Raw genomic sequence first — 20,150 nt, forward strand, 5'->3', positions numbered from 1 at the left:
TCATGCGTATAAACAAAGATTTGAAGCATGATGGTTCAAGAAAATCATCATGTTCCAAGACTTTTGGGTTCGATGCTTTTAAAGGCCCTGCCATGCAACCTTTGGACAAGAAGATTATTGTCGCCAGCCATAATGAGGGCAAGCTGCGCGAATTTGCCGACCTGATGGCCCCGTTTGGCTTTGAGGCAAGATCTGCGCGTGAATTTGGTCTGCCTGAGCCGGAGGAAACCGGCACGACTTTTGAAGAAAATGCCTATATCAAGGCGTTTGCGGCGGCAAAGGCGACGGGCCTGCCTGCACTTTCTGACGATTCAGGCCTGTGCATTGACGCGCTGAATGGCGATCCGGGTGTTTATACCGCGAATTGGGCTGAGATTGAGGGCGGCAAACGCGATTTTGTCATGGCCATGGAAAAGGCGGAAGCGGCCTTGCAAGAGGCAGGCGCGATTGAGCCACAACAGCGCAGCGGGCGTTTTGTTGCGGTGATCTGCCTTGCCTTTGCCAATGGTGAGGCGGAATATTATCGCGGTGAAGTCGAGGGCCGGATGGTGTGGCCGCCGCGTGGTGAGCTTGGCTTTGGCTATGATCCGGCCTTTTTGCCCGATGGCCATGCACTAACCTTTGGTGAAATGACGGCGCAGCAAAAACATGGCTGGAAGCCGGGGGATGCTGAAGCCTTGTCACACCGCGCCCGTGCGTTCCAGAAATTTGCCCGTGCAAGATTGGGAGTGGCGTGAGGCTCGATCGTTCACCCGGTTTTGGGATCTATCTGCACTGGCCGTTTTGCGCGGCCAAATGCCCTTATTGTGACTTCAACAGCCATGTGCGGCACCAGAAGATAGATCAGCAGCGCTATGTGCGCGCCTTCGCCGCTGAAATGGCGTGGATGCGGGCGCGCACCGGAGCACGCGAAGTTACCTCCATCTTCATTGGCGGCGGCACACCCTCGCTGATGGAGCCTGCCACCGTTGATGCCATATTGAATGAGGTGGCGCGCAACTGGTCGGTGCTGCCCGATATTGAAATAACGATGGAGGCCAATCCGTCTTCGGTTGAGGCGGAGCGTTTTCGCGGCTATCGGGCGGCGGGCGTCAATCGTGTGTCGCTGGGCGTGCAGGCGCTCAACGATGCTGATTTGCGCTTTTTAGGGCGCCTGCATGATGTGTCGGAGGCCCTTCATGCTATCAAGCTGGCGCGTGAAATTTTTCCGCGTCTGTCTTTTGACCTGATCTATGCACGTCCCGGCCAGACGCTGGAAGCATGGGAAAAAGAGCTTGATGAGGCCATCGGCCATGCCGCCGATCATTTGTCGCTCTACCAACTGACCATTGAGGAAGGCACGGCTTTTCACAGGCTGCACAGTGCCGGAAAATTTATAATGCCGGAGGCAGATTTATCGGCTGATCTTTATCAGTTGACGCAAGGCGTGACGTCCGCACGGGGCCTGCCTGCCTATGAAGTGTCAAACCATGCCCGCCCCGGTGCGGAAAGCCGCCATAATCTGGTCTATTGGCGCTATGGTGAATATGTCGGAATTGGTCCCGGCGCTCATGGCCGCTTTGTCGAAGAGGGCACACGGGTGGTGACGATGACAGAGCGCCATCCGGAGACATGGGCCGGGCTGGTTGAAAGCCGGGGGCATGGCGTTGTCGATGGTGAGCGCCTGGCCCGTGAAGAAGAGGCCGACGAGTTTTTAATGATGGGGCTGCGGCTGGTTGAGGGCATTGATATTGCCCGGTTTGAGGCGCTGTCGGAGCGCATATTGCCAGCACGCCAGCTTGCCATTTTGCAAGAAGAGGGGCTTGTTGAGCCGGTTGGCAATTCACGCCTGCGCGCCACACCTGCCGGGATGATCGTGCTCAATTCTCTGGTGGCCGCACTGGCGTCCTGAGCCAGTTTTGCCCTGATTTTGCAATAGCGGCTGATCCATGCCACAGGACTGTGATGGAAAAACACGTAACCCAGCAGCACAAACGCTCCTTCCTGATCGGGCAGGCTGAATTTCCGGTGCAGGTGCTGGAACCGGCACTTTATCTGGTAGCGACACCGATCGGTAACTTGCGTGACATCACCATTCGCGCGCTGGAAACGCTGGCGGCAGCCGATGTGCTGGTCTGCGAAGATACACGTGTGTCGCGCATCTTGCTGGAGCGTTATGGCATTCGCCGCCGCACCACCGCCTATCATGAGCATAATGCAGCAGAGGCCGGTCCAAAACTGATCGAGGCGCTGGAGGCGGGCAAAAGCGTGGCGCTGATTTCAGATGCCGGAACGCCATTGGTTTCCGATCCCGGCTACCGGCTGGCGGGTGAAGCGCTGGAGCGCGGTTTACGAGTTGTGCCGGTGCCGGGGCCATCTGCCGCCCTTGCTGCGCTGACCATTTCGGGCCTGCCTTCGGATGCGTTTTTATTTGCAGGCTTTTTGCCGGTCAAAGCCGGTCAGCGGCAAAGCCGGCTGGAGCAATGGCGCGGGGTTGCGGCAACGCTGATCTTTTTTGAATCGCCGCGCCGGGTGGCGCAAACTCTTGCCAGCATGGTTGAGGTGTTGGGGGCAGCGCGCAAGGCTGCTGTGTGCCGGGAATTGACCAAGGCTTTTGAAGAAGCCCGTCATGGCTCCTTGCAGGAACTGGCAACCCATTATGCACAGGCTGATGCGCCCAAGGGCGAGGTGGTGATCTGTGTGGGGCCGCCAATAGAAGAAGAGGCGGTGCCTGCTGATATTGATGCGCTTTTAATGGCTCTTTCTGTTGAAATGCCCGCTTCCAAGGCAGCAGCAGAGGCCGCGCGGATGACCGGTCAACCCAAGCCTGACCTTTACCGGCGTTTGCTTGGCCTGAAGGAAAGCGGCGGTGGCTGACAGCATATCGCGCCGCCGCAAGGCCCACCGCCACGGTCAGCGTAGTGAATGGCTGGCGGGACTGGCCTTGATGGCAAAGGGGTTTCGCATTCTGGAGCGTCGCTATCGCACAAAATCAGGTGAGATCGACCTGATTGCCCGGCGTGGCGATCTGGTGCTGATTGTCGAGGTCAAGGCGCGGCGCTCGCTGCTTGCGGCAATGGAGGCGATTTCGTACCAGTCGCAGCGCCGCATTGAAGCAACAGCCGATATCTGGCTGTCGCGCCAGCCAGATCATGCCCGGCTTTCCGTGCGATTTGACATGGTGGCTGTGTTGCCCTGGCGCTGGCCGGTACATGTAAAAAATATATTTTACGGGCGGTGATTTTTGCGGTTTTGAGCGCCATTGTCCATGAAAAGTGAACGCACTGTCACCAATTGAAGCTGAGCCCATGAGAAATCTTCTCTTGTCCGGCGAGTGCTGAAATCCCATTTCTTGAAGATCGTTTTCATGATCGCATAACAGGAATTTTTGACAGTGACATATAAGCTTAACATCATCATCGGCAGCACACGACCGGGTCGGGTAGGGCCGATCTTTGCAAAATGGTTTGCTGACTTTACCCGCGAGCATGGCAAGTTTGAGCCGGTTCTGGTCGATCTGGCCGAGCTTGATCTGCCGCTGTTTGACGAGCCGAAACATCCGCGCCTTGGCCAGTATGAGAATGCCCATACCAGGCAGTGGGCGCAACTGACTGCTGCGGGTGATGCGTTTGTTTTCGTGACGCCGGAATATAATTATTTTATTCCCGCACCGCTGGTAAATGCCATCACCTATCTGTCGAATGAGTGGAATTACAAGCCAGCCGGTTTCCTGTCTTATGGTGGGGTTTCAGGTGGCTTGCGCGCTGTGGAATCAGCCAAGACGCTGCTCAATACGGTCAAGGTGGTGCCGATCCCCGAAGGTGTGCCGGTTCCGGGCTTTCCACAATTCCTTGTCGATGACGCATTCCAGCCCAATGAACTGATCACCAATGGTGCAACCACCATGCTGGATGAATTGCACCGCTGGACTGGCGCGCTCAAGGCGCTTCGCCCTGAGGCAATTGCTGCCGCCGCCTGAAGCCTGACTGGCTAGAGCATCGGACCGAAAAGTGGAATCGGTTTTCGGATTATTCCGATGCTCATTCAAAGTGTTAGAGCGTCCTTTGTGCGTCCGATTGGACGCACGGCGCTCTAGCAGAGCATTTGCAGCCGGATAAAATCGTCTGGCTGCAAAATGCTTTAAAGCCTGTCTCTCGAACTGGAAACCAGTTTCGAGATAAAGACATGCGTAAAAACAAAAACTTAAAGCGGGTTACGTGAATCTGAAAGATTGCGACACGCTTTAGGTACAAAGCCCTTGGAAAACTTGGAAAAACCCTCTGGAACGCCTATATTGGGAGGATCAGCGGGCGCTCGATTCGATACGATCTTGCACGCCTGCAACCGCGACAGAGAAACGAAAGTATTTCATGAGCGAAACGACCGACAATCAGGCCGCCGCACCGATCGAATATGGTGCCGATTCCATCAAGGTTTTGAAGGGTCTGGATGCCGTTCGCAAACGGCCGGGCATGTATATCGGCGATACCGACGATGGTTCAGGCCTGCATCACATGGTCTATGAGACGGTGGATAATGCCATTGATGAGGCGCTGGCCGGTCATGCCGATCTGGTATCGGTAACGCTCAATGCCGATGGGTCCTGCTCTGTTTCCGATAATGGCCGCGGCATTCCCACCGATCTGCACCCCAGTGAAGGGGTTTCGGCAGCCGAAGTGATCATGACCCAGCTTCATGCGGGCGGAAAATTCGACCAGAATTCCTACAAGGTCTCCGGCGGTCTGCACGGGGTTGGCGTTTCCGTGGTCAATGCCTTGTCTGTCTGGCTGAAACTCAATATTCGCCGCAATGGCAAGATACATGAGTTGAAATTTTCGCATGGCACGGCCGATGCGCCGCTTGCCGTGATCGGTGAGTATGAAACGACAAATGCGCCGGGCGTTTATGAAGGCCGCAGCGGCACGACAGTCAGTTTCCTGCCGTCGCCCGACACTTTCAAGGGCGTGATCGATTTCGATTATGCAACGCTTGAGCATCGCTTGCGCGAGCTTGCCTTCTTGAATTCGGGCGTGCGCATTGTTCTTACCGATAACCGTCATGCGGATGTGAAACAGCAGGAGCTGCATTATGATGGCGGGCTGGAAGAATTCGTCAAATTTCTCGACCGGGCCAAGAAGCCGCTGATCGAAAAGCCGATTGCCATCCGCTCCGAGCGCGACGGTATTACCGTTGAAGTGGCGATGTGGTGGAATGAAAGCTATCACGAAAATGTGCTGTGCTTTACCAACAATATCGGCCAGCGCGATGGCGGCACCCATCTGGCCGGTTTTCGTGGCGCGCTGACGCGCCAGATCACCGGCTATGCGGACAAGAGCGGCATTTCAAAAAAGGAAAAGGTCTCACTGACTGGCGATGATTGCCGTGAGGGCCTGACGGCTGTGCTTTCCGTAAAAGTGCCGGACCCGAAATTTTCTTCACAGACCAAGGACAAGCTGGTGTCTTCGGAAGTGCGTCCGGTGGTTGAGGGGCTGGTCAATGAGGCGCTGGGCGCCTGGCTGGAAGAACACCCGGCTGAGGCCAAAATTCTTGTTGGCAAAGTGGTTGAGGCCGCCGCCGCGCGTGAGGCTGCGCGTCGGGCGCGTGAATTGACACGGCGCAAGGGCGTGCTTGACATCACCTCCTTGCCCGGCAAGCTGGCGGACTGTCAGGAACGCGATCCGGCCAAGTCTGAACTGTTCATCGTCGAGGGTGATTCTGCCGGTGGCTCGGCCAAGGGCGGGCGCGACCGCAAGAATCAGGCCATTTTGCCGCTGCGTGGTAAAATCCTGAATGTGGAACGCGCACGCTTTGACCGCATGCTGTCATCCGACATGATCGGCACGCTGATCACGGCGCTTGGCACGTCGATCGGCAAGGATGAGTTCAACCCGGACAAGCTGCGCTATCATAAAATCATCATCATGACCGATGCTGACGTTGACGGCGCGCATATCCGCACCTTGCTGTTGACCTTCTTCTTCCGGCAGATGCCGGAATTGATCGAGCGCGGCCATCTCTATATCGCCCAGCCGCCGCTCTATAAGGTGACACGTGGTAAAAGCTCGCAATATCTGAAGGATGAGGCAGCCTTTGAGGATTATCTCATCACCACCGGACTTGATGATGCTTCACTAACGCTTGGCTCGGGTGAAGTGCGCTCCGGCCCTGATCTGCGCGCTGTTTTGGAAGAAGCGCTGGCGGTGCGCCAATTGCTGAACGGTCTGCACACGCGCTACAGCCATGAAGTGGTGGAGCAGGCAGCCATTGCCGGTGGCCTTAACCCGGAGATTCTGGCAGATCCTGGCCAGGCAAACGCCATGGCCGAGCGTATTGCTGAACGTCTCGACATGATTGCCGAAGATACCGAGCGTGGCTGGACAGGTTCTGTCTCGCGCTCCAATGAGGGACAGGGCGGCTATTCGTTTGAGCGTACAGTGCGCGGTGTGCGTGAAGTGGTGCATCTGGATGCAGCGCTGATCAATTCGGCTGATGCGCTCCAGCTTGACCGGTTGAGCACACGCCTTGCCGAAGTCTATGCCCAGCCGCCGGTGCTGCGCCGCCGGGAAGGCAGCCAGACGCTTTCCAGCCCGCTGGCGCTGCTTGAGGCGGTGTTTGCCATTGGCCGCCGGGGGCTGACCATGCAGCGCTACAAGGGGCTTGGTGAAATGAATGCCGAGCAGCTTTGGGAAACCACGCTGGACCCGAATGTGCGTTCGCTGTTGCAGGTCAAGGTCAATGACGCTTCCGGCGCCGATGAGCTGTTTGCACGGCTGATGGGCGACGAGGTGGAGCCGCGCCGCGAATTCATTCAGGACAATGCGCTCAGTGTCGCCAATCTCGACATTTGATGCCGTTTTTTCGGGCGGTGATTACGGCCTGAGATTTAACGTCTTGAAATAGGTGCGTTCGATTTTATCGAAGGTGCCGTCATTGACAATCTCATCGATGGCGTCGTTGATTGCCTGGCCAAGCGCTTCATTGTCTTGAGCAACAGCAATGCCCATTTCGGTGCCAAGTGCCGGATCGGTAATATCTGGCCCGATCTGGGCAAAGGCTTTTTGGCCGCCATTTTGCTCCATCCAGGGAAACAGCGCCACCGATTCAGCAAAGATCGCATCCAGCCTGCCATTGCTGAAATCGAGAAACATCTCATCACTGGATGGGTAGGCGTGGATATCCACTTCCGGGCCAAAACGCTCATGCAGCCAATGTTCATGCGTTGTGGAGGCCTGCACCCCGATAGCACGGTTTCCAAGGCTTTGCGGCGTAAAATGCAGATCGCTGCCTTTGGGTGCAATCATCAGCCCATAGGAAAAATAATAGGGTTTGGAAAAACGGACCTGCGTGCGCCGTTCCGGTGTGATGGTCATCGACGACATCACAATATCGACCTTGCCCGATTGAAGGGCCGGGATCAGCCCGTCCCATTGCACGACGCTCCATTGGCAGTCGCGATGCAGGCGTTTGCACAGTTCTTCGCCAAAATCGATGTCGAAGCCGTGCAGCCTGCCGTCGGGCCCGAGCGCATTGAAAGGAGCGTAAGCGCCTTCCACAGCCATGCGTAATGCCGGTTTTTGCAAGTGTTGCTGGCCGCTGGCTGTCCCTCCTGCAAGCAGGAGGGCAAGGGCAATGGCGGCAGCTTTCATGAGGCTCATGAAGAAGCGGTCAGTCTTTTGCACGTTCCACGTAAGAGCCGTCTGCGGTGTGCACCACAATGCGGGTGCCGACCGTGATATGGGGCGGAACGCCGGTCTTGACGCCATTGGACAGGATGGCGGGCTTATAAGAGGATGAGGCAGTCTGGCCCTTGGTGACAGGCTCGGTCTCAACCACCTCATAGATGGCGCGCTGCGGCAGTTCGAGCGCAATGCCAACGCCATCATGGACTGACAATGTGACCGACATGCCTTCCTGGAGATAAGGGGCGCTGTCACCGATGACATCTTCCGACACGGCAAGCTGATCATAGCTTTCCGGGTTCATGAAATGAAAACCTTCGCCATCGGCATAGAGGAAGGTGTGCTCGCGGTCCTCGACATGGGCGCGCTCAACCTGCTCGGTGGTGCGATAGCGTTCGGAGATTTTGACACCATCTGAAATGCGGCGCATGTCGAGCTGGGTGACAGGGGTGCCCTTGCCCGGATGAATGTTCTCGGCGGATAAGATCACGTAAAGCTTGCCGTCCTTTTCGACGACATTGCCTTTACGCAGGGAACTGGCGATTACTTTCACAAGTCTGCTTTCTAAAATCGTGTTGCGGCCAAACATCTATGGCGGCCATAAGGGCGCTTTACCCTATAAGAGCATAAATCGCCAGTGACTTGAAGAATCTGGGGTCGTGTCTTTTAAAAAATGCTGCCGGTTTCAAGGAAAAAACATGTCCGGAAATAAGAAAACTGCAAGGCTTGAAGCCTCGCCATGGTGGACGTCGCATGTTCATGCCGACCGCCGTCCGCGCCTTTTGCTGCGCAATCGTATCGCAGCAGCAATACGCGTATTCTTTGGTGAGCAGGATTTTATCGAGGTGGAAGCTGCTGCCTTGCAAATCTCACCGGGCAATGAAACGCATCTGGCGGCTTTTGCAACTGAGGAAATCAAGCCGGATGGTTCCAGACAGCCATTCTATCTGCACACATCGCCGGAATTTGCCTGCAAGAAGCTGCTGGCGGCGGGTGAAGAACGTATTTTTTCACTTGGCAGCGTCTATCGCAACCGGGAACGCTCTGCGCTGCACCATCCTGAATTCACCATGCTTGAATGGTATCGGGCGGGAGAACCCTATGAGGTTTTAATGGAAGATTGCACATATCTTCTGGCGCTGGCGGCCCAACAGGCTGGCGTTGATAAATTTACCTTTCGCAATCGCGAAGCCGATCCTTATGCCGTGCCGGAGCGTATCACCGTAGCGCAGGCTTTTGAGCAGTATGCCGGCATTGATCTGCTGGCGAGTGTGGCTCAAGATGGCAGCACCGACCGTGACGCGCTGCATGAGGCGCTGGTGGGGGCGGGGTTGCGCACGGCGCCAGACGATACATGGTCTGATCTTTACAGCCGGGTCATGGTGGAATGTGTCGAGCCGCAACTGGGGCAGGGACGAGCGACTTTCCTGTGTGAGTATCCGATTGTCGAAGCAGCCCTGGCCCGGCCTGCCGCCCATGATGCGCGCGTGGCTGAGCGGTTTGAGCTTTATTGCTGCGGGGTGGAGCTTGCCAATGGTTTTGGCGAATTGACAGACCCGGTTGAGCAGCGACAGCGCTTTGAGGCGGATATGGATGAGAAAGAGCGCATCTATGGCGAGCGCTATCCGATCGATGAGGAGTTTTTGTCGGCGCTCGCCATCATGCTCGACGCCAGCGGCATTGCGCTGGGTTTTGACCGTCTGGTGATGCTGGCGGCGGGCGCAAACCGTATCGAGGATGTGATCTGGACACCGGTGGCCGGGCGCTGGGGATAAAGCCTGTCTCTCGAAACCGGTTCCCGGTTCGGGAGACAGGCTCTAAAACAGAGTCAGCGTAGAAGATAGGCGCTGCCGATAAAGGCAAGAACGGCAACAATAAAGCCGGAAACCGTGCCGCCGACAAAAAAACCAAAGGCCATGCCGATCAGGATCGCGATGCAGATCAGCGTGGAATATTTTGTCAGCTTGGTGAACAGGTTGTAGGTTTTCTCGTGCTCAGCATAGTCCATCTGGGCGCCAAGTTCCACCGGACCTGTGGGCGGATGATCAGCCATGGGAAGTCCCCTCCGAATTTGTCTTACCGGCACATATCGAAAATAGGCATCAAGGGCAATGGTGCTGTTGCCGCACGGATACTGCCATCCCTGTCAATATTGCTGTCAAGAATGAGGCTTGCATTTTCTCCGTTGGAAATAATTTTCTCTCTTATAGAGATGTCGTAAAAATATTTCTTTAACGTGGATGGATTTGGATAAAAAAATTGCTCGGATATTGGGGGAGTACACCCTATCTGTGCAGAAGGATATATGGGCACCATAGCCCGGAACCATAAACCCGGTGAAAGCGAGTTCCATGACCAAGGCAGAAATTTCCCCCAAAAATCCCGGCCGTGGCCGTATCTATGATTCCATTACCCAAACCATCGGCAATACGCCGCTGGTGCGCCTTGATCGTTTTGCAGCGGAAAAAAACATTGGCGCCAAACTCGTTGCCAAGCTGGAATTTTTCAATCCGCTGGCCTCGGTCAAGGATCGGATCGGCGTGGCCATGATCGAGGCGCTGGAAGCGCAGGGCAAGATCACGCCCGGCAAATCCACACTGATTGAGCCGACATCGGGCAATACCGGTATTGCGCTGGCCTTTGTGGCTGCCGCCAAGGGCTATCGGCTGATCCTGACCATGCCTGAAACCATGTCGGCGGAGCGGCGCAAGATGTTGAGCCTGCTGGGTGCCGAACTGGTGCTGACGGAAGGTGCAAAAGGCATGAAGGGCGCCATTGCCAAGGCTGATGAACTGGCTGCTTCCATTCCTGATGCTGTCATTCCCCAGCAGTTTGAGAATTTTGCCAATCCTGAAATTCATCGCAGCACGACCGCTGAAGAAGTCTGGAATGATACTGATGGTGATGTGGATATTTTTATTTCCGGCATCGGTACGGGGGGCACCATCACCGGTGTCGGGCAGGTTTTGAAGAGCCGAAAAGCATCCGTGCAGGTGGTGGCGGTGGAGCCGGATACTTCGCCGGTGCTTTCAGGTGGTGCGCCCGGCCCGCACAAGATTCAAGGTATTGGCGCCGGTTTTGCACCCAAAGTGCTCGATACTGACGTCTATGACGAGGTGGTGACAGTTTCCAATGAGGACGCCATTGCCAATGCCCGTCTGGTGGCGCGGCTGGAAGGTGTGCCGGTGGGTATTTCTGCGGGCGCTGCCTTGCAGGCGGCTGTGGTGGTTGGCTCACGTCCTGAAAATGCCGGCAAGACGCTGGTTGTCGTCATTCCTTCCTTTGCCGAGCGCTATTTGTCGACAGTGTTGTTTGAAGGGCTGGGCGTTTAGAGCATCGGACCGAAAAGTGGAATCGATTTTCGGATTATTCCGATGCTCATTCAAAGTGTTAGAGCGTCCTTTGTGCGTCCAATTGGACGCACGGCGCTCTAAGTAAAATTCTTGAAAGATCGGCAGCGGGTTCAGGCGTTGCCGATCAGCACCCCTGCGGCAAAGACAAGCGCTCCTCCCAGCACCACCTGAAAAGCAGCGCGCAGGAAGGGCGTGTCCATATAGCGGTTTTGAATATAGGCGATGGCCCATAATTCAAAAAACACGATGATGATAGCCACCGTTGTCGCCGTCCAAAAATCTGTAATCAGATAGGGCAGGGCATGCCCAAGACCGCCGAGCGTCGTCATGATGCCGGAGGCAAAGCCGCGCTTGATCGGCGAGCCGCGCCCTGAAAGCCTGCCATCGTCGGAGGCAGCCTCGGTAAAGCCCATGGAAATACCAGCGCCAAGCGAGGCGGCAAGACCGACAAGAAAGGTCTGCCATGTGTCATGCGTGGCGAAGGCTGCGGCAAAGATCGGCGCAAGTGTCGAGACAGAGCCATCCATCAGCCCGGCCAGACCAGGCTGCACATAGGTGAGGATGAATTGCCGCCGCTCAATTTCGGCCTCTTCATCGCGGGCCTCGCCCGAAACATGCTGGCGTTCCAGATTGTGCGCCAGTTTTTCATGGCTTTGTTCGATTGCAGCAAGATCGCCCAGCAGCTTGCGGGTTGAGGCGTCCGTGGTGCGCTTGGCTGCCTCGCTATAAAAGGCATAGGCCTGACGCTCCATCAGGGCTGCTTGCGCACGTACTTTTTCCAGACCGAGCGGGCGCACCAGCCAGTCGGGCTTGCGCTCATAGTAGCCGGAAACATGCTCGCGCCGGATCAACGGAATATATTCGCCAAAACGCTGGCGGTGTTTTTCGATCAAGGCTGCGCGGTGGCCGTCTTCTTCGGCTGCCATTTCTTCAAACAGTTTTGCTGAATGGGGAAAGTCGGCAGCCAGCCCTTCTGCATAGGCACGATAGATGCGCGCATCGTCTTCTTCTGAAGAAATGGCAAGTGCGAGGATTTCCTGTTCGGAAAGTGAGGAGAAGGGGCGGCGGCCAAAGCCAAAAACGCGCGACAGCATGAAAACTTCCTACATTAGAATAATTCTAATGTATGTTTTGGGAGAAAAACTGTCAATGATTTTGCAAAAAGACGATCCGGGATTTCACAAAAAGGATGATCTGGCTCTAAGCCTTTTCACTGTGCTGCTTGCTGCTCCTGTTGTCGCGATTGTGCCCGGGCATGGGTTTTTGCAGAGGCAACTGTGGCGCGGTAATGTGCCAGCGGCGGCTTGACGCCGTGGGTGGTCAGCAGTTTGCGCATTTTGGGCGAGGCTCCGGCAATATAGAACAACACACCTTGTCTCGCTGCCTTATGGGCAACGCTTTCCAGCACATTGGCGGCGGTCGAATCCATCAGCGGTATGGCTGAACAATCCAGAATGAAGATTTTGGGCGTCTCGGCAATGCGATCCAGCACCGACCCGACTGTCGCCGCAGCACCAAAGAAAAAAGCGCCTGAAATGCGATAGACAACAATATCGGGATCGGTGGCAGTCTCTACGTCATAGGCGGTGCGCCCGCCATTGCTGTCGTCGGCCACATCATCGGCCACTAACGGGGCCTCGGCATTGATCTCGATGGCTTTGGCCATCCGCCCGATAAACAGCAGCGACCCAAGCGCAAAGCCGACGACAATGCCGGTGGTCAGGTCGCGGAAAACGACCAGCGCAAAGGTGATGAGCAAAACAGCCGCATCGCCGCGCGAGGAAAGGATCAGCGCCTTGAAGGCCGGGCGCTCGATCATGTTCCATGCCACGACAGCCAGCACACCGGCCAGGGCGGCCAGCGGAATATAGCTGGCAAGAGGAGCGGCCAGCAGCATGAAGGCAAGCAGGAATAAGGCGTGCAACATGCCTGCTACTGGCCCATGCGCACCAGCGCGAACATTGGTGGCGGTACGCGCAATGGTGCCGGTCACGCAAATGCCGCCAAACAGGGCCGAACCGATATTGGCCGCACCTTGCGCCACCAATTCGCAATTGGAGCGATGGCGCCGGCCGGTCATGCCATCGGCCACCACGGCTGAAAGCAGGGATTCGATCGCGCCAAGCAGGGTAAAGGCGACAGCGTCAGGCAAGACGGCCCAGACTTTTGCCATACTCATAGCGGGTAGCGCCGGGGCAGGCAGCATGGAGGGAATGCCGCCAAAACGGGTGCCGATGGTTTCAACGGAAAATCCGCCTGCCATGATCGAGGCCAGTGTCACTGCAATCAGCATGCCCGGCCATGAGGGCCGCCAGCGTTTCAGCCCGACAATTATGCCGATGGTCAAGACGGCGATCATGACCGCAGCAGGATTGACGGTGGGGGCCACAGACAACAGCATCTTAAGCTTGGGGATCAGATCGCCCGGCTCTTGCTGGGAAAGCGTCAGCCCGAAAAGATCGGTGAGCTGACTGGCGAAAATGATGATGGCAATACCGGCGGTAAAGCCGACCGTGACGGGATAGGGAATGAATTTGATGTAGGTGCCAAGCCGCAGCCAGCCTGCAACAGCCAGCATCACACCTGATAAAAGCGTTGCCAGAATAAGGCCATCAACACCTTGCCTGCTGACCGTTGCTGCCACCAAAATGATGAAAGCACCTGCCGGGCCACCGATCTGGAAGCGGCTGCCACCCAGCAGCGAGATGAGGAAGCCGCCGATAATGGCGGTAAACAGGCCCTTTTCCGGCCCGACACCGGAGGCAATGGCAATGGCCATCGACAGGGGCAGCGCCACAATGGCGACAGTCAGGCCTGCAATGGCGTCGGCCTTGAAACGCGACAGATCATAGCCTTCGCGCAAAACGGTGATCAGCTTGGGGGTAAAAAGCTCACGAAAGGTCGGCTCTGCTGAAGCTGAGTCTGGTCTTGCTCTGCTGTTTTCTGTCATGGGGTGGGCCTTATAAATTGCCTTTGTTACCTCTGCTGGCGGGGCAGGCTGTGTTTATGGCTTGAGGCGCACGCCCCTGCCGCCATGCCTGCTTGGCTGGTTGTCGTCGATCAGTTCCACCCCGGCCTCCTCAAGTGCCTGAATGACTTTCATCAATGTGTCGACCACACCGCGAACCACGCCGTCACTGGCTTCCATGCGCTGGATGGTGGGCAGCGATACGCCTGCGCGCTCGGCAAGCATTTTCTGGTCAAGACCTGCCAGTGCGCGGGCGGCGCGCATCTGTGCTGCTGTCATCATGATTGCAGTCTCTCTGTGGGGGCTGTCAATTTGATATAATATGCCTTTATAATGATGTTTCAAGCATCAGCATGAATGTTTCAAACCTTATATGAGCCGTATAGGCCATCCATTTGCCCGCCTGGAAACAGATGGCTGTCATCTGCCCCTGCTTGCCGAGTTGCGGTGCGCCTGATAAAGCCCGCTTTTATGAGCACACCTCTCGATCACATTCGTAATTTTTCCATCGTCGCCCATATCGACCATGGCAAATCCACACTGGCCGACCGTCTGATCCAGATGACAGGCGGCATGGATGCGCGCGAAATGGCCGGCAAGGAGCAGGTTCTCGATAATATGGATATCGAGAAAGAGCGCGGCATCACCATCAAGGCGCAGACTGTGCGCCTGCAATACAAGGCCAAAAACGGCGAGACTTATATTCTCAACCTTATCGACACGCCCGGCCATGTCGACTTCGCCTATGAGGTTTCGCGCAGTCTTTCGGCCTGCGAAGGCTCGCTTCTGGTTGTCGATGCCTCGCAAGGCGTTGAGGCGCAGACGCTGGCCAATGTCTATCAGGCTATCGACAACAACCATGAAATCGTCGTGGTTCTCAACAAGATCGACCTGCCGGCCGCTGACCCTGACCGCGTCAAGGAACAGGTCGAGGATGTGATTGGCCTTGATGCTTCCGATGCGGTGATGATTTCGGCCAAGACCGGCATCGGCATTGAAGATGTGCTGGAGGCGATTGTCGAGCGCCTGCCGCCACCGCGTGAGGGCGACCGCACTAAACCCTTGAAGGCCATGCTGGTCGATAGCTGGTATGACACCTATCTGGGGGTCATCGTTCTGGTGCGCGTCATTGATGGCGTGCTGAAAAAAGGCCAGAGCATCCGCATGATGGGCACGGGCGCGCGCTATCCGGTGGAGCGCACCGGCATTTTTACGCCGCGCATGGAAAATGTTGATGAAATCGGCCCCGGTGAATTCGGCTTCATCACGGCCTCGATCAAGGAAGTAGCCGATACCCGTGTGGGCGACACCATCACCGAAGAACGACGCCCGACGGAAACTCCGCTGCCGGGCTTCAAACCGGCGCAACCCGTGGTGTTTTGCGGCCTTTTTCCCGTTGATGCCGCCGATTTTGAGGATCTGCGCGCCGCCGTTGGCAGGCTGCGCCTCAATGATGCGTCGTTTTCTTATGAAATGGAAACGTCTGCCGCCCTCGGCTTTGGCTTCCGCTGCGGTTTTCTGGGTCTTTTGCATCTGGAAATCATTCAGGAGCGGCTGGAGCGCGAGTTCAATCTCGATCTGATTGCCACGGCCCCCAGCGTTGTTTATCGCATGGTGATGAACAATGATGAGGTCAAGGAGCTTCACAACCCGGCTGATATGCCCGATGTAGTCAAGATCGCTCATATTGAAGAGCCCTGGATCAGGGCAACGATCCTGACGCCGGATGATTATCTGGGGGCTATTCTAAAACTGTGTCAGGACAGGCGCGGCATCCAGGCTGATCTTTCCTATGTCGGCAAGCGTGCCATGCTGGTTTATGATCTGCCGCTCAATGAGGTGGTGTTCGATTTTTACGACCGGCTGAAGTCGATCTCCAAGGGCTATGCCTCTTTCGACTATCACATCACCGATTACCGCGAGGGCGATCTGGTCAAGATGTCAATCCTCGTCAATGACGAGCCGGTTGATGCGCTGTCGATGCTGGTTCACCGCAGTGCGGCTGAAAAGCGCGGTCGTGTCATGTGTGAAAAGCTAAAGGATCTGATCCCGCAGCATATGTTCAAGATTCCGATCCAGGCGGCCATTGGCGGGCGGATCGTGGCGCGTGAAACGATCTCGGCCCTGCGCAAGGACGTGACCGCCAAATGTTATGGGGGTGACGCCACCCGCAAGCGCAAACTTCTGGAAAAGCAGAAGGAAGGCAAGAAGCGGATGCGCCAGTTCGGCAAGGTCGATATTCCGCAGGAAGCCTTCATTCAGGCGCTCAAGATGGGGGACTAAAAAAGACTTATGCGTGCACTTGTTCAGCGTGTTACTGAAGCGCGCGTCACCGTTGATGGCAAGGTGACGGGCGAGATTGGCTCCGGGCTTCTGGTGCTGGTTTGCGCCATGCAGGGCGATGGGGAAGCGCAATCGCAATGGCTGGCGCGCAAGCTGGTCAATTTGCGTATCTTTCGCGATGAACAGGACCGCATGAACCGCTCGCTGCTGGATATTGGCGGCAATGCGCTGGTGGTCAGCCAGTTCACGCTTGCAGCCGAAACTAAGGGCAATCGACCGGGCTTTTCAACAGCGGCAGCCCCTGATGAGGGCAAGCGGCTTTACGAGCATTTTTCGGCGGAAGTGGCCTCACATGGCGTGACGGTTGCCAATGGCGTTTTCGGGGCCGACATGAAAGTGTCGCTGGTCAATGATGGACCGGTGACAATCTGGCTCGACAGCGAGCGCTGAAATGGTTTGCGGCTGGATGGAGCTATCTGGCCGCAATATCTCTGAGTGGAGGTTTATCAGAAATGACGGATCGCATTGAAGTTTCCGGGTTGCATGTCGCAAAGGTGCTGTATGACTTTGTGAACAATGAAGCGCTGGCTGGTAGCGGCATCGATGCGGGAGTATTCTGGGCGGGCCTGTCAGAGATTGCCCATGATCTGACGCCGAAGAACAGGGCGCTTTTGGAAAAGCGTGCGTCCCTTCAGGAAAAAATTAATCAGTGGCACCGCGATCATGGCGCACCTGATGATCTGGAAGCCTACACGAAATTTCTGCGCGACATTGGCTATCTGGTCGCGGAAGGTCCCGATTTTCAGGTGACCACAACAGATGTTGACCCTGAAATAGCTCAAGTGGCTGGCCCGCAGCTTGTCGTTCCGGTGATGAATGCGCGCTATGCGCTCAATGCCGCCAATGCGCGCTGGGGTTCGCTCTATGATGCGCTTTATGGCACCGACGCCATTTCCGAGGCTGACGGGGCCGAAAAAAGCAAAGACTATAATCCGGTGCGTGGTGCAAAGGTGATTGCCTGGGGGCGCAATTTTCTTGATGAAAGCGCGCCCTTGCAGGAAGGTTCCTGGGTTGATGCAGGCGTGCTTGCTGTCAAGGATGGCAAGCTTTTTATTGGCGCAACCAGTCTTGCTGATCCGGCGCAATTTGCAGGCTATCGCGGTGAGGCGTCAGCCCCTTCTGCTGTTCTCTTGAAGAAAAATGGCCTGCATGTCGAGATTGTCATCAATCGCGACAACGCCATCGGCAAGGATGACAAGGCAGGCATTGCCGATCTGGTGCTTGAAGCCGCCCTTACCACCATTCAGGATTGCGAAGATTCCATTGCTGCGGTCGATGCCGAAGACAAGGTTGTCGTCTATCGCAACTGGCTCGGCCTGATGAAGGGGGATCTGAGCGAAGACATCACCAGAAATGGCAAGACCTTTACCCGTCGCCTCAACCCGGACCGCAGCTATACCGCGCCTGATGGTGGCCAACTGGTGTTGCCGGGCCGCTCGGTAATGCTGGTGCGCAATGTCGGCCATCTGATGACCAATCCGGCAATCCTGCTCAAGGATGGTTCGGAAATTCCTGAAGGCATCATGGATGCGGCATTGACCGTGCTGATCGCGCTCAATGATGTGGGTGAAAAGGGGCGTCGCGCCAATAGCCGCACCGGCTCCATCTATGTGGTCAAGCCCAAGATGCATGGCCCCGAAGAAGTGGCTTTTGCCGTCGAGATTTTTGATCGGGTGGAAGATCTGCTCGGCATGAAGCGCAATACGGTCAAGATGGGCATCATGGATGAGGAGCGGCGAACCACCGTCAACCTCAAGGAGTGCATCCGTGCCGGCTCGCAGCGTGTCGCCTTCATCAATACCGGCTTTCTTGATCGCACGGGCGATGAAATCCACACTGCCATGGAAGCTGGTCCGATGATCCGCAAGGGCGATATGAAGCAGGCTGCATGGATCGGGGCCTATGAAAACTGGAATGTCGATACCGGCCTTGCCTGCGGTCTTTCCGGCCATGCGCAGATCGGCAAGGGCATGTGGGCCATGCCTGATCTGATGGAAGCCATGCTGGAGCAGAAGATTGCGCATCCGAAGGCCGGGGCCAATACGGCATGGGTGCCTTCGCCCACGGCCGCCACGCTGCATGCCACCCATTATCATCAGGTTGATGTTCAAGCCGTGCAGGCCAGGCTTCGCAGCCGTGCCAAGGCAAGGCTGGAGGATTTGTTGACCGTTCCGGTTGCGGTGCGGCCAAACTGGACGCCAGAAGATATTCAGCACGAACTGGATAATAATGCGCAAGGCATCCTTGGCTATGTGGTGCGCTGGATCGATCAGGGTGTCGGCTGCTCCAAAGTGCCCGACATCAATGATGTCGGGTTGATGGAAGACCGCGCCACGCTGCGCATTTCTTCACAGCATATGGCAAACTGGCTGCGTCATGGCGTGTGCAGCAAAGAACAGGTGATGGAAACCATGAAGCGCATGGCGGCCGTGGTTGATGCGCAAAACAAGGGTGATGCGCTCTATCGGCCCATGGCACCTGATTTTGAGGCTTCAATTGCGTTTCAGGCTGCATGCGATCTGGTGTTTGAGGGGGCAAAACAGCCAAGCGGCTATACCGAGCCGCTGCTGCACAAGCGCCGCCTTGAACTCAAGGCAAGGCTTGGCCGATAAGATGGGCTGGCTGCGCTGGTCAACAGCCAGCGCGGCCATTGCATAATGTTTTTGGGAGAAGACTTTAAGTGACAAAACTAACTCTTGCTGCTGCCAACACACTGATTGAAGCTGCGTTTAAAAAGGCGGCAGAGGCAGGCATGAAGCCTTTGACGGTCGTGGTGCTCGATGCGGGCGGCCATCCAAAAGCATTTCAGAAGCAGGATGGCTCTTCCATGCTGCGTTATGAAATTGCAGCAGGCAAAGCCTATGGGGCGCTGGCCATTGGCATGGATTCGCGCGCGCTTGAGCCGATGGCAAAGGATCGCCCGCACTTTATCGAAGGGCTGAATGCCGTTTCGGGTGGTCGCATCGTTCCGGTTCCCGGCGGTGTCCTGATCAAGGACAGTGCAGGTGAAATCCTGGGCGCGGTCGGTATTACCGGCGACACATCTGACAATGATGAATTATGCGCCTTTGCAGGAATTGAAGCGGCAGGATTTATGCAAAAATAAGGCTCAATCCACCTCTTGCGAGCACGCATCATATGATCATTCTTGCCATTGATTGTTCAGCCAGCCTGTGCGCGGCCTGCGTTTATCATGCTCATCAGGATCGGGAAGCGGGCATTGAAATGGGCCGTGAGGTGCGTGATCTGGGCAAGGGCCACGCCGAACATTTGATGGCGGTCATTGATGCAGCGCTTGAAAAGGCAGGCAAAGATTTTGCTGATCTTAATAGAATCGCTGTTTCGGTCGGCCCCGGCTCATTTACCGGTGTGCGCGTGGGAGTATCGACAGCGCGTGGATTGGCGCTGGCGCTGAACATTCCCGCCTTTGGCGTCAATACGCTGGAAGCCCTGGCGGCAGAAGCGGCAAAAGACTTTCCTGAAAAAGAAATTTTTGCCCTTCTTGATGGAGGGCGTGGCGAAATCCATACTGCCCTTTTTGATGCAAGACACAATTTACTGTTTGGTCCGGCTGCAATCTCACCTGAAGAGGCCGTGCGGCTTGCCGTGGAAAATAATGCGGTTCTCGCCGGAGCTGCTGCACAAAACATAGCTGATACGGCAGCGGCGGGCCTGGATGTGGTTCTGCCGAAGGCAACGGCAGATATTGCCACCTATGCGCGTCTGGCCACATTAAAAGATGCTGGTGAAAAACCCCGGCCGCTTTATCTGCGGGAAGCCGATGCAAAACCACAGGCAGGCTTTGTCTTGCCGCGCACCGGTTCATGA

The 20,150-nt window shown here is 56.2% G+C and carries 19 protein-coding genes; 13 read left to right on the forward strand and 6 right to left on the reverse strand.

Going from position 1 to position 20,150, the window contains the following annotated elements; translation table 11 throughout:
• Positions 1-92 precede the first annotated feature (92 nt).
• The 6 genes from rdgB (at position 93) to gyrB (ending at position 6,827) form a co-directional block, all read left to right on the forward strand.
• Positions 93-737, forward strand: coding sequence for an RdgB/HAM1 family non-canonical purine NTP pyrophosphatase (rdgB, locus tag ACFPLB_RS03690; protein ID WP_378227921.1), 645 nt, complete (start codon positions 93-95; stop codon positions 735-737).
• Positions 734-1,891: a radical SAM family heme chaperone HemW gene (gene hemW, locus ACFPLB_RS03695; RefSeq protein WP_378227922.1), complete on the forward strand. Its 1,158-nt coding sequence runs from the start codon at positions 734-736 to the stop codon at positions 1,889-1,891. The genes rdgB and hemW overlap by 4 nt, the downstream gene beginning before the upstream one ends.
• A gap of 53 nt (positions 1,892-1,944) precedes the next feature.
• Positions 1,945-2,856 (forward strand): 16S rRNA (cytidine(1402)-2'-O)-methyltransferase, encoded by a 912-nt coding sequence (rsmI, locus tag ACFPLB_RS03700; RefSeq protein WP_378227923.1) that lies wholly within the window; start codon positions 1,945-1,947, stop codon positions 2,854-2,856.
• Positions 2,849-3,220, forward strand: a complete 372-nt coding sequence (locus tag ACFPLB_RS03705; protein WP_378227924.1) for a YraN family protein — start codon at positions 2,849-2,851, stop codon at positions 3,218-3,220. The genes rsmI and ACFPLB_RS03705 overlap by 8 nt, the downstream gene beginning before the upstream one ends.
• 153 nt (positions 3,221-3,373) lie before the next feature.
• Positions 3,374-3,958 (forward strand): NADPH-dependent FMN reductase, encoded by a 585-nt coding sequence (locus tag ACFPLB_RS03710; protein WP_378227926.1) that lies wholly within the window; start codon positions 3,374-3,376, stop codon positions 3,956-3,958.
• 391 nt (positions 3,959-4,349) lie between these two features.
• Positions 4,350-6,827 (forward strand): DNA topoisomerase (ATP-hydrolyzing) subunit B, encoded by a 2,478-nt coding sequence (gyrB, locus tag ACFPLB_RS03715; protein WP_378227927.1) that lies wholly within the window; start codon positions 4,350-4,352, stop codon positions 6,825-6,827.
• A 21-nt stretch (positions 6,828-6,848) separates the two neighbouring features.
• Here gyrB and ACFPLB_RS03720 read toward each other — a convergent pair whose 3' ends face one another.
• The gene (locus ACFPLB_RS03720) at positions 6,849-7,634 is read right to left on the reverse strand and encodes a transporter substrate-binding domain-containing protein (protein ID WP_378227929.1); all 786 of its coding nucleotides are present in this window, start codon (positions 7,632-7,634) and stop codon (positions 6,849-6,851) included.
• A 10-nt stretch (positions 7,635-7,644) separates the two neighbouring features.
• The gene (gene efp, locus ACFPLB_RS03725) at positions 7,645-8,247 is read right to left on the reverse strand and encodes an elongation factor P (RefSeq protein WP_378227931.1); all 603 of its coding nucleotides are present in this window, start codon (positions 8,245-8,247) and stop codon (positions 7,645-7,647) included.
• A 109-nt stretch (positions 8,248-8,356) separates the two neighbouring features.
• Between efp and epmA the strand changes: the two genes are divergently transcribed.
• A complete protein-coding gene (gene epmA, locus ACFPLB_RS03730) occupies positions 8,357-9,433 on the forward strand; it encodes an EF-P lysine aminoacylase EpmA (RefSeq protein ID WP_378227932.1) in 1,077 nt (358 codons plus the stop codon).
• 53 nt (positions 9,434-9,486) lie between these two features.
• On the opposite strand, the gene ACFPLB_RS03735 is transcribed toward epmA, so the two are convergent.
• Positions 9,487-9,711: an aa3-type cytochrome c oxidase subunit IV gene (locus tag ACFPLB_RS03735; RefSeq protein WP_378227934.1), complete on the reverse strand. Its 225-nt coding sequence runs from the start codon at positions 9,709-9,711 to the stop codon at positions 9,487-9,489.
• A gap of 298 nt (positions 9,712-10,009) precedes the next feature.
• On the opposite strand from ACFPLB_RS03735, the gene cysK reads away from it, so the two are divergent.
• Complete coding sequence (cysK, locus tag ACFPLB_RS03740) at positions 10,010-10,990, forward strand: cysteine synthase A (RefSeq protein ID WP_378227935.1); 981 nt, start codon at positions 10,010-10,012, stop codon at positions 10,988-10,990.
• A gap of 131 nt (positions 10,991-11,121) precedes the next feature.
• On the opposite strand, the gene mbfA is transcribed toward cysK, so the two are convergent.
• From mbfA to ACFPLB_RS03755, 3 genes are all read right to left on the reverse strand, one after another.
• Positions 11,122-12,105, reverse strand: coding sequence for an iron exporter MbfA (mbfA, locus tag ACFPLB_RS03745; RefSeq protein WP_378227936.1), 984 nt, complete (start codon positions 12,103-12,105; stop codon positions 11,122-11,124).
• A gap of 116 nt (positions 12,106-12,221) precedes the next feature.
• Positions 12,222-13,961, reverse strand: a complete 1,740-nt coding sequence (locus tag ACFPLB_RS03750) for a SulP family inorganic anion transporter (RefSeq protein ID WP_378227937.1) — start codon at positions 13,959-13,961, stop codon at positions 12,222-12,224.
• 54 nt (positions 13,962-14,015) lie between these two features.
• Positions 14,016-14,261: a helix-turn-helix domain-containing protein gene (locus ACFPLB_RS03755; protein ID WP_378227939.1), complete on the reverse strand. Its 246-nt coding sequence runs from the start codon at positions 14,259-14,261 to the stop codon at positions 14,016-14,018.
• A gap of 189 nt (positions 14,262-14,450) precedes the next feature.
• Between ACFPLB_RS03755 and lepA the strand changes: the two genes are divergently transcribed.
• The 5 genes from lepA to tsaB all read left to right on the forward strand — a co-directional run bounded on the left by lepA (position 14,451) and on the right by tsaB (position 20,150).
• A complete protein-coding gene (lepA, locus tag ACFPLB_RS03760) occupies positions 14,451-16,262 on the forward strand; it encodes a translation elongation factor 4 (RefSeq protein ID WP_378227940.1) in 1,812 nt (603 codons plus the stop codon).
• Between the two features lie 9 nt (positions 16,263-16,271).
• Positions 16,272-16,712: a D-aminoacyl-tRNA deacylase gene (gene dtd / locus ACFPLB_RS03765; RefSeq protein ID WP_378227941.1), complete on the forward strand. Its 441-nt coding sequence runs from the start codon at positions 16,272-16,274 to the stop codon at positions 16,710-16,712.
• Between the two features lie 62 nt (positions 16,713-16,774).
• Positions 16,775-18,934, forward strand: coding sequence for a malate synthase G (locus tag ACFPLB_RS03770; protein ID WP_378227942.1), 2,160 nt, complete (start codon positions 16,775-16,777; stop codon positions 18,932-18,934).
• Positions 18,935-19,002: 68 nt separating this feature from the next.
• Complete coding sequence (locus ACFPLB_RS03775; RefSeq protein ID WP_378227943.1) at positions 19,003-19,428, forward strand: GlcG/HbpS family heme-binding protein; 426 nt, start codon at positions 19,003-19,005, stop codon at positions 19,426-19,428.
• 32 nt (positions 19,429-19,460) lie between these two features.
• Positions 19,461-20,150, forward strand: coding sequence for a tRNA (adenosine(37)-N6)-threonylcarbamoyltransferase complex dimerization subunit type 1 TsaB (gene tsaB / locus ACFPLB_RS03780; protein ID WP_378227944.1), 690 nt, complete (start codon positions 19,461-19,463; stop codon positions 20,148-20,150).

This window comes from Aquamicrobium segne, from assembly GCF_042656785.1.
In the GTDB taxonomy this organism is placed as follows: Bacteria; Pseudomonadota; Alphaproteobacteria; order Rhizobiales; family Rhizobiaceae; genus Mesorhizobium; species Mesorhizobium segne.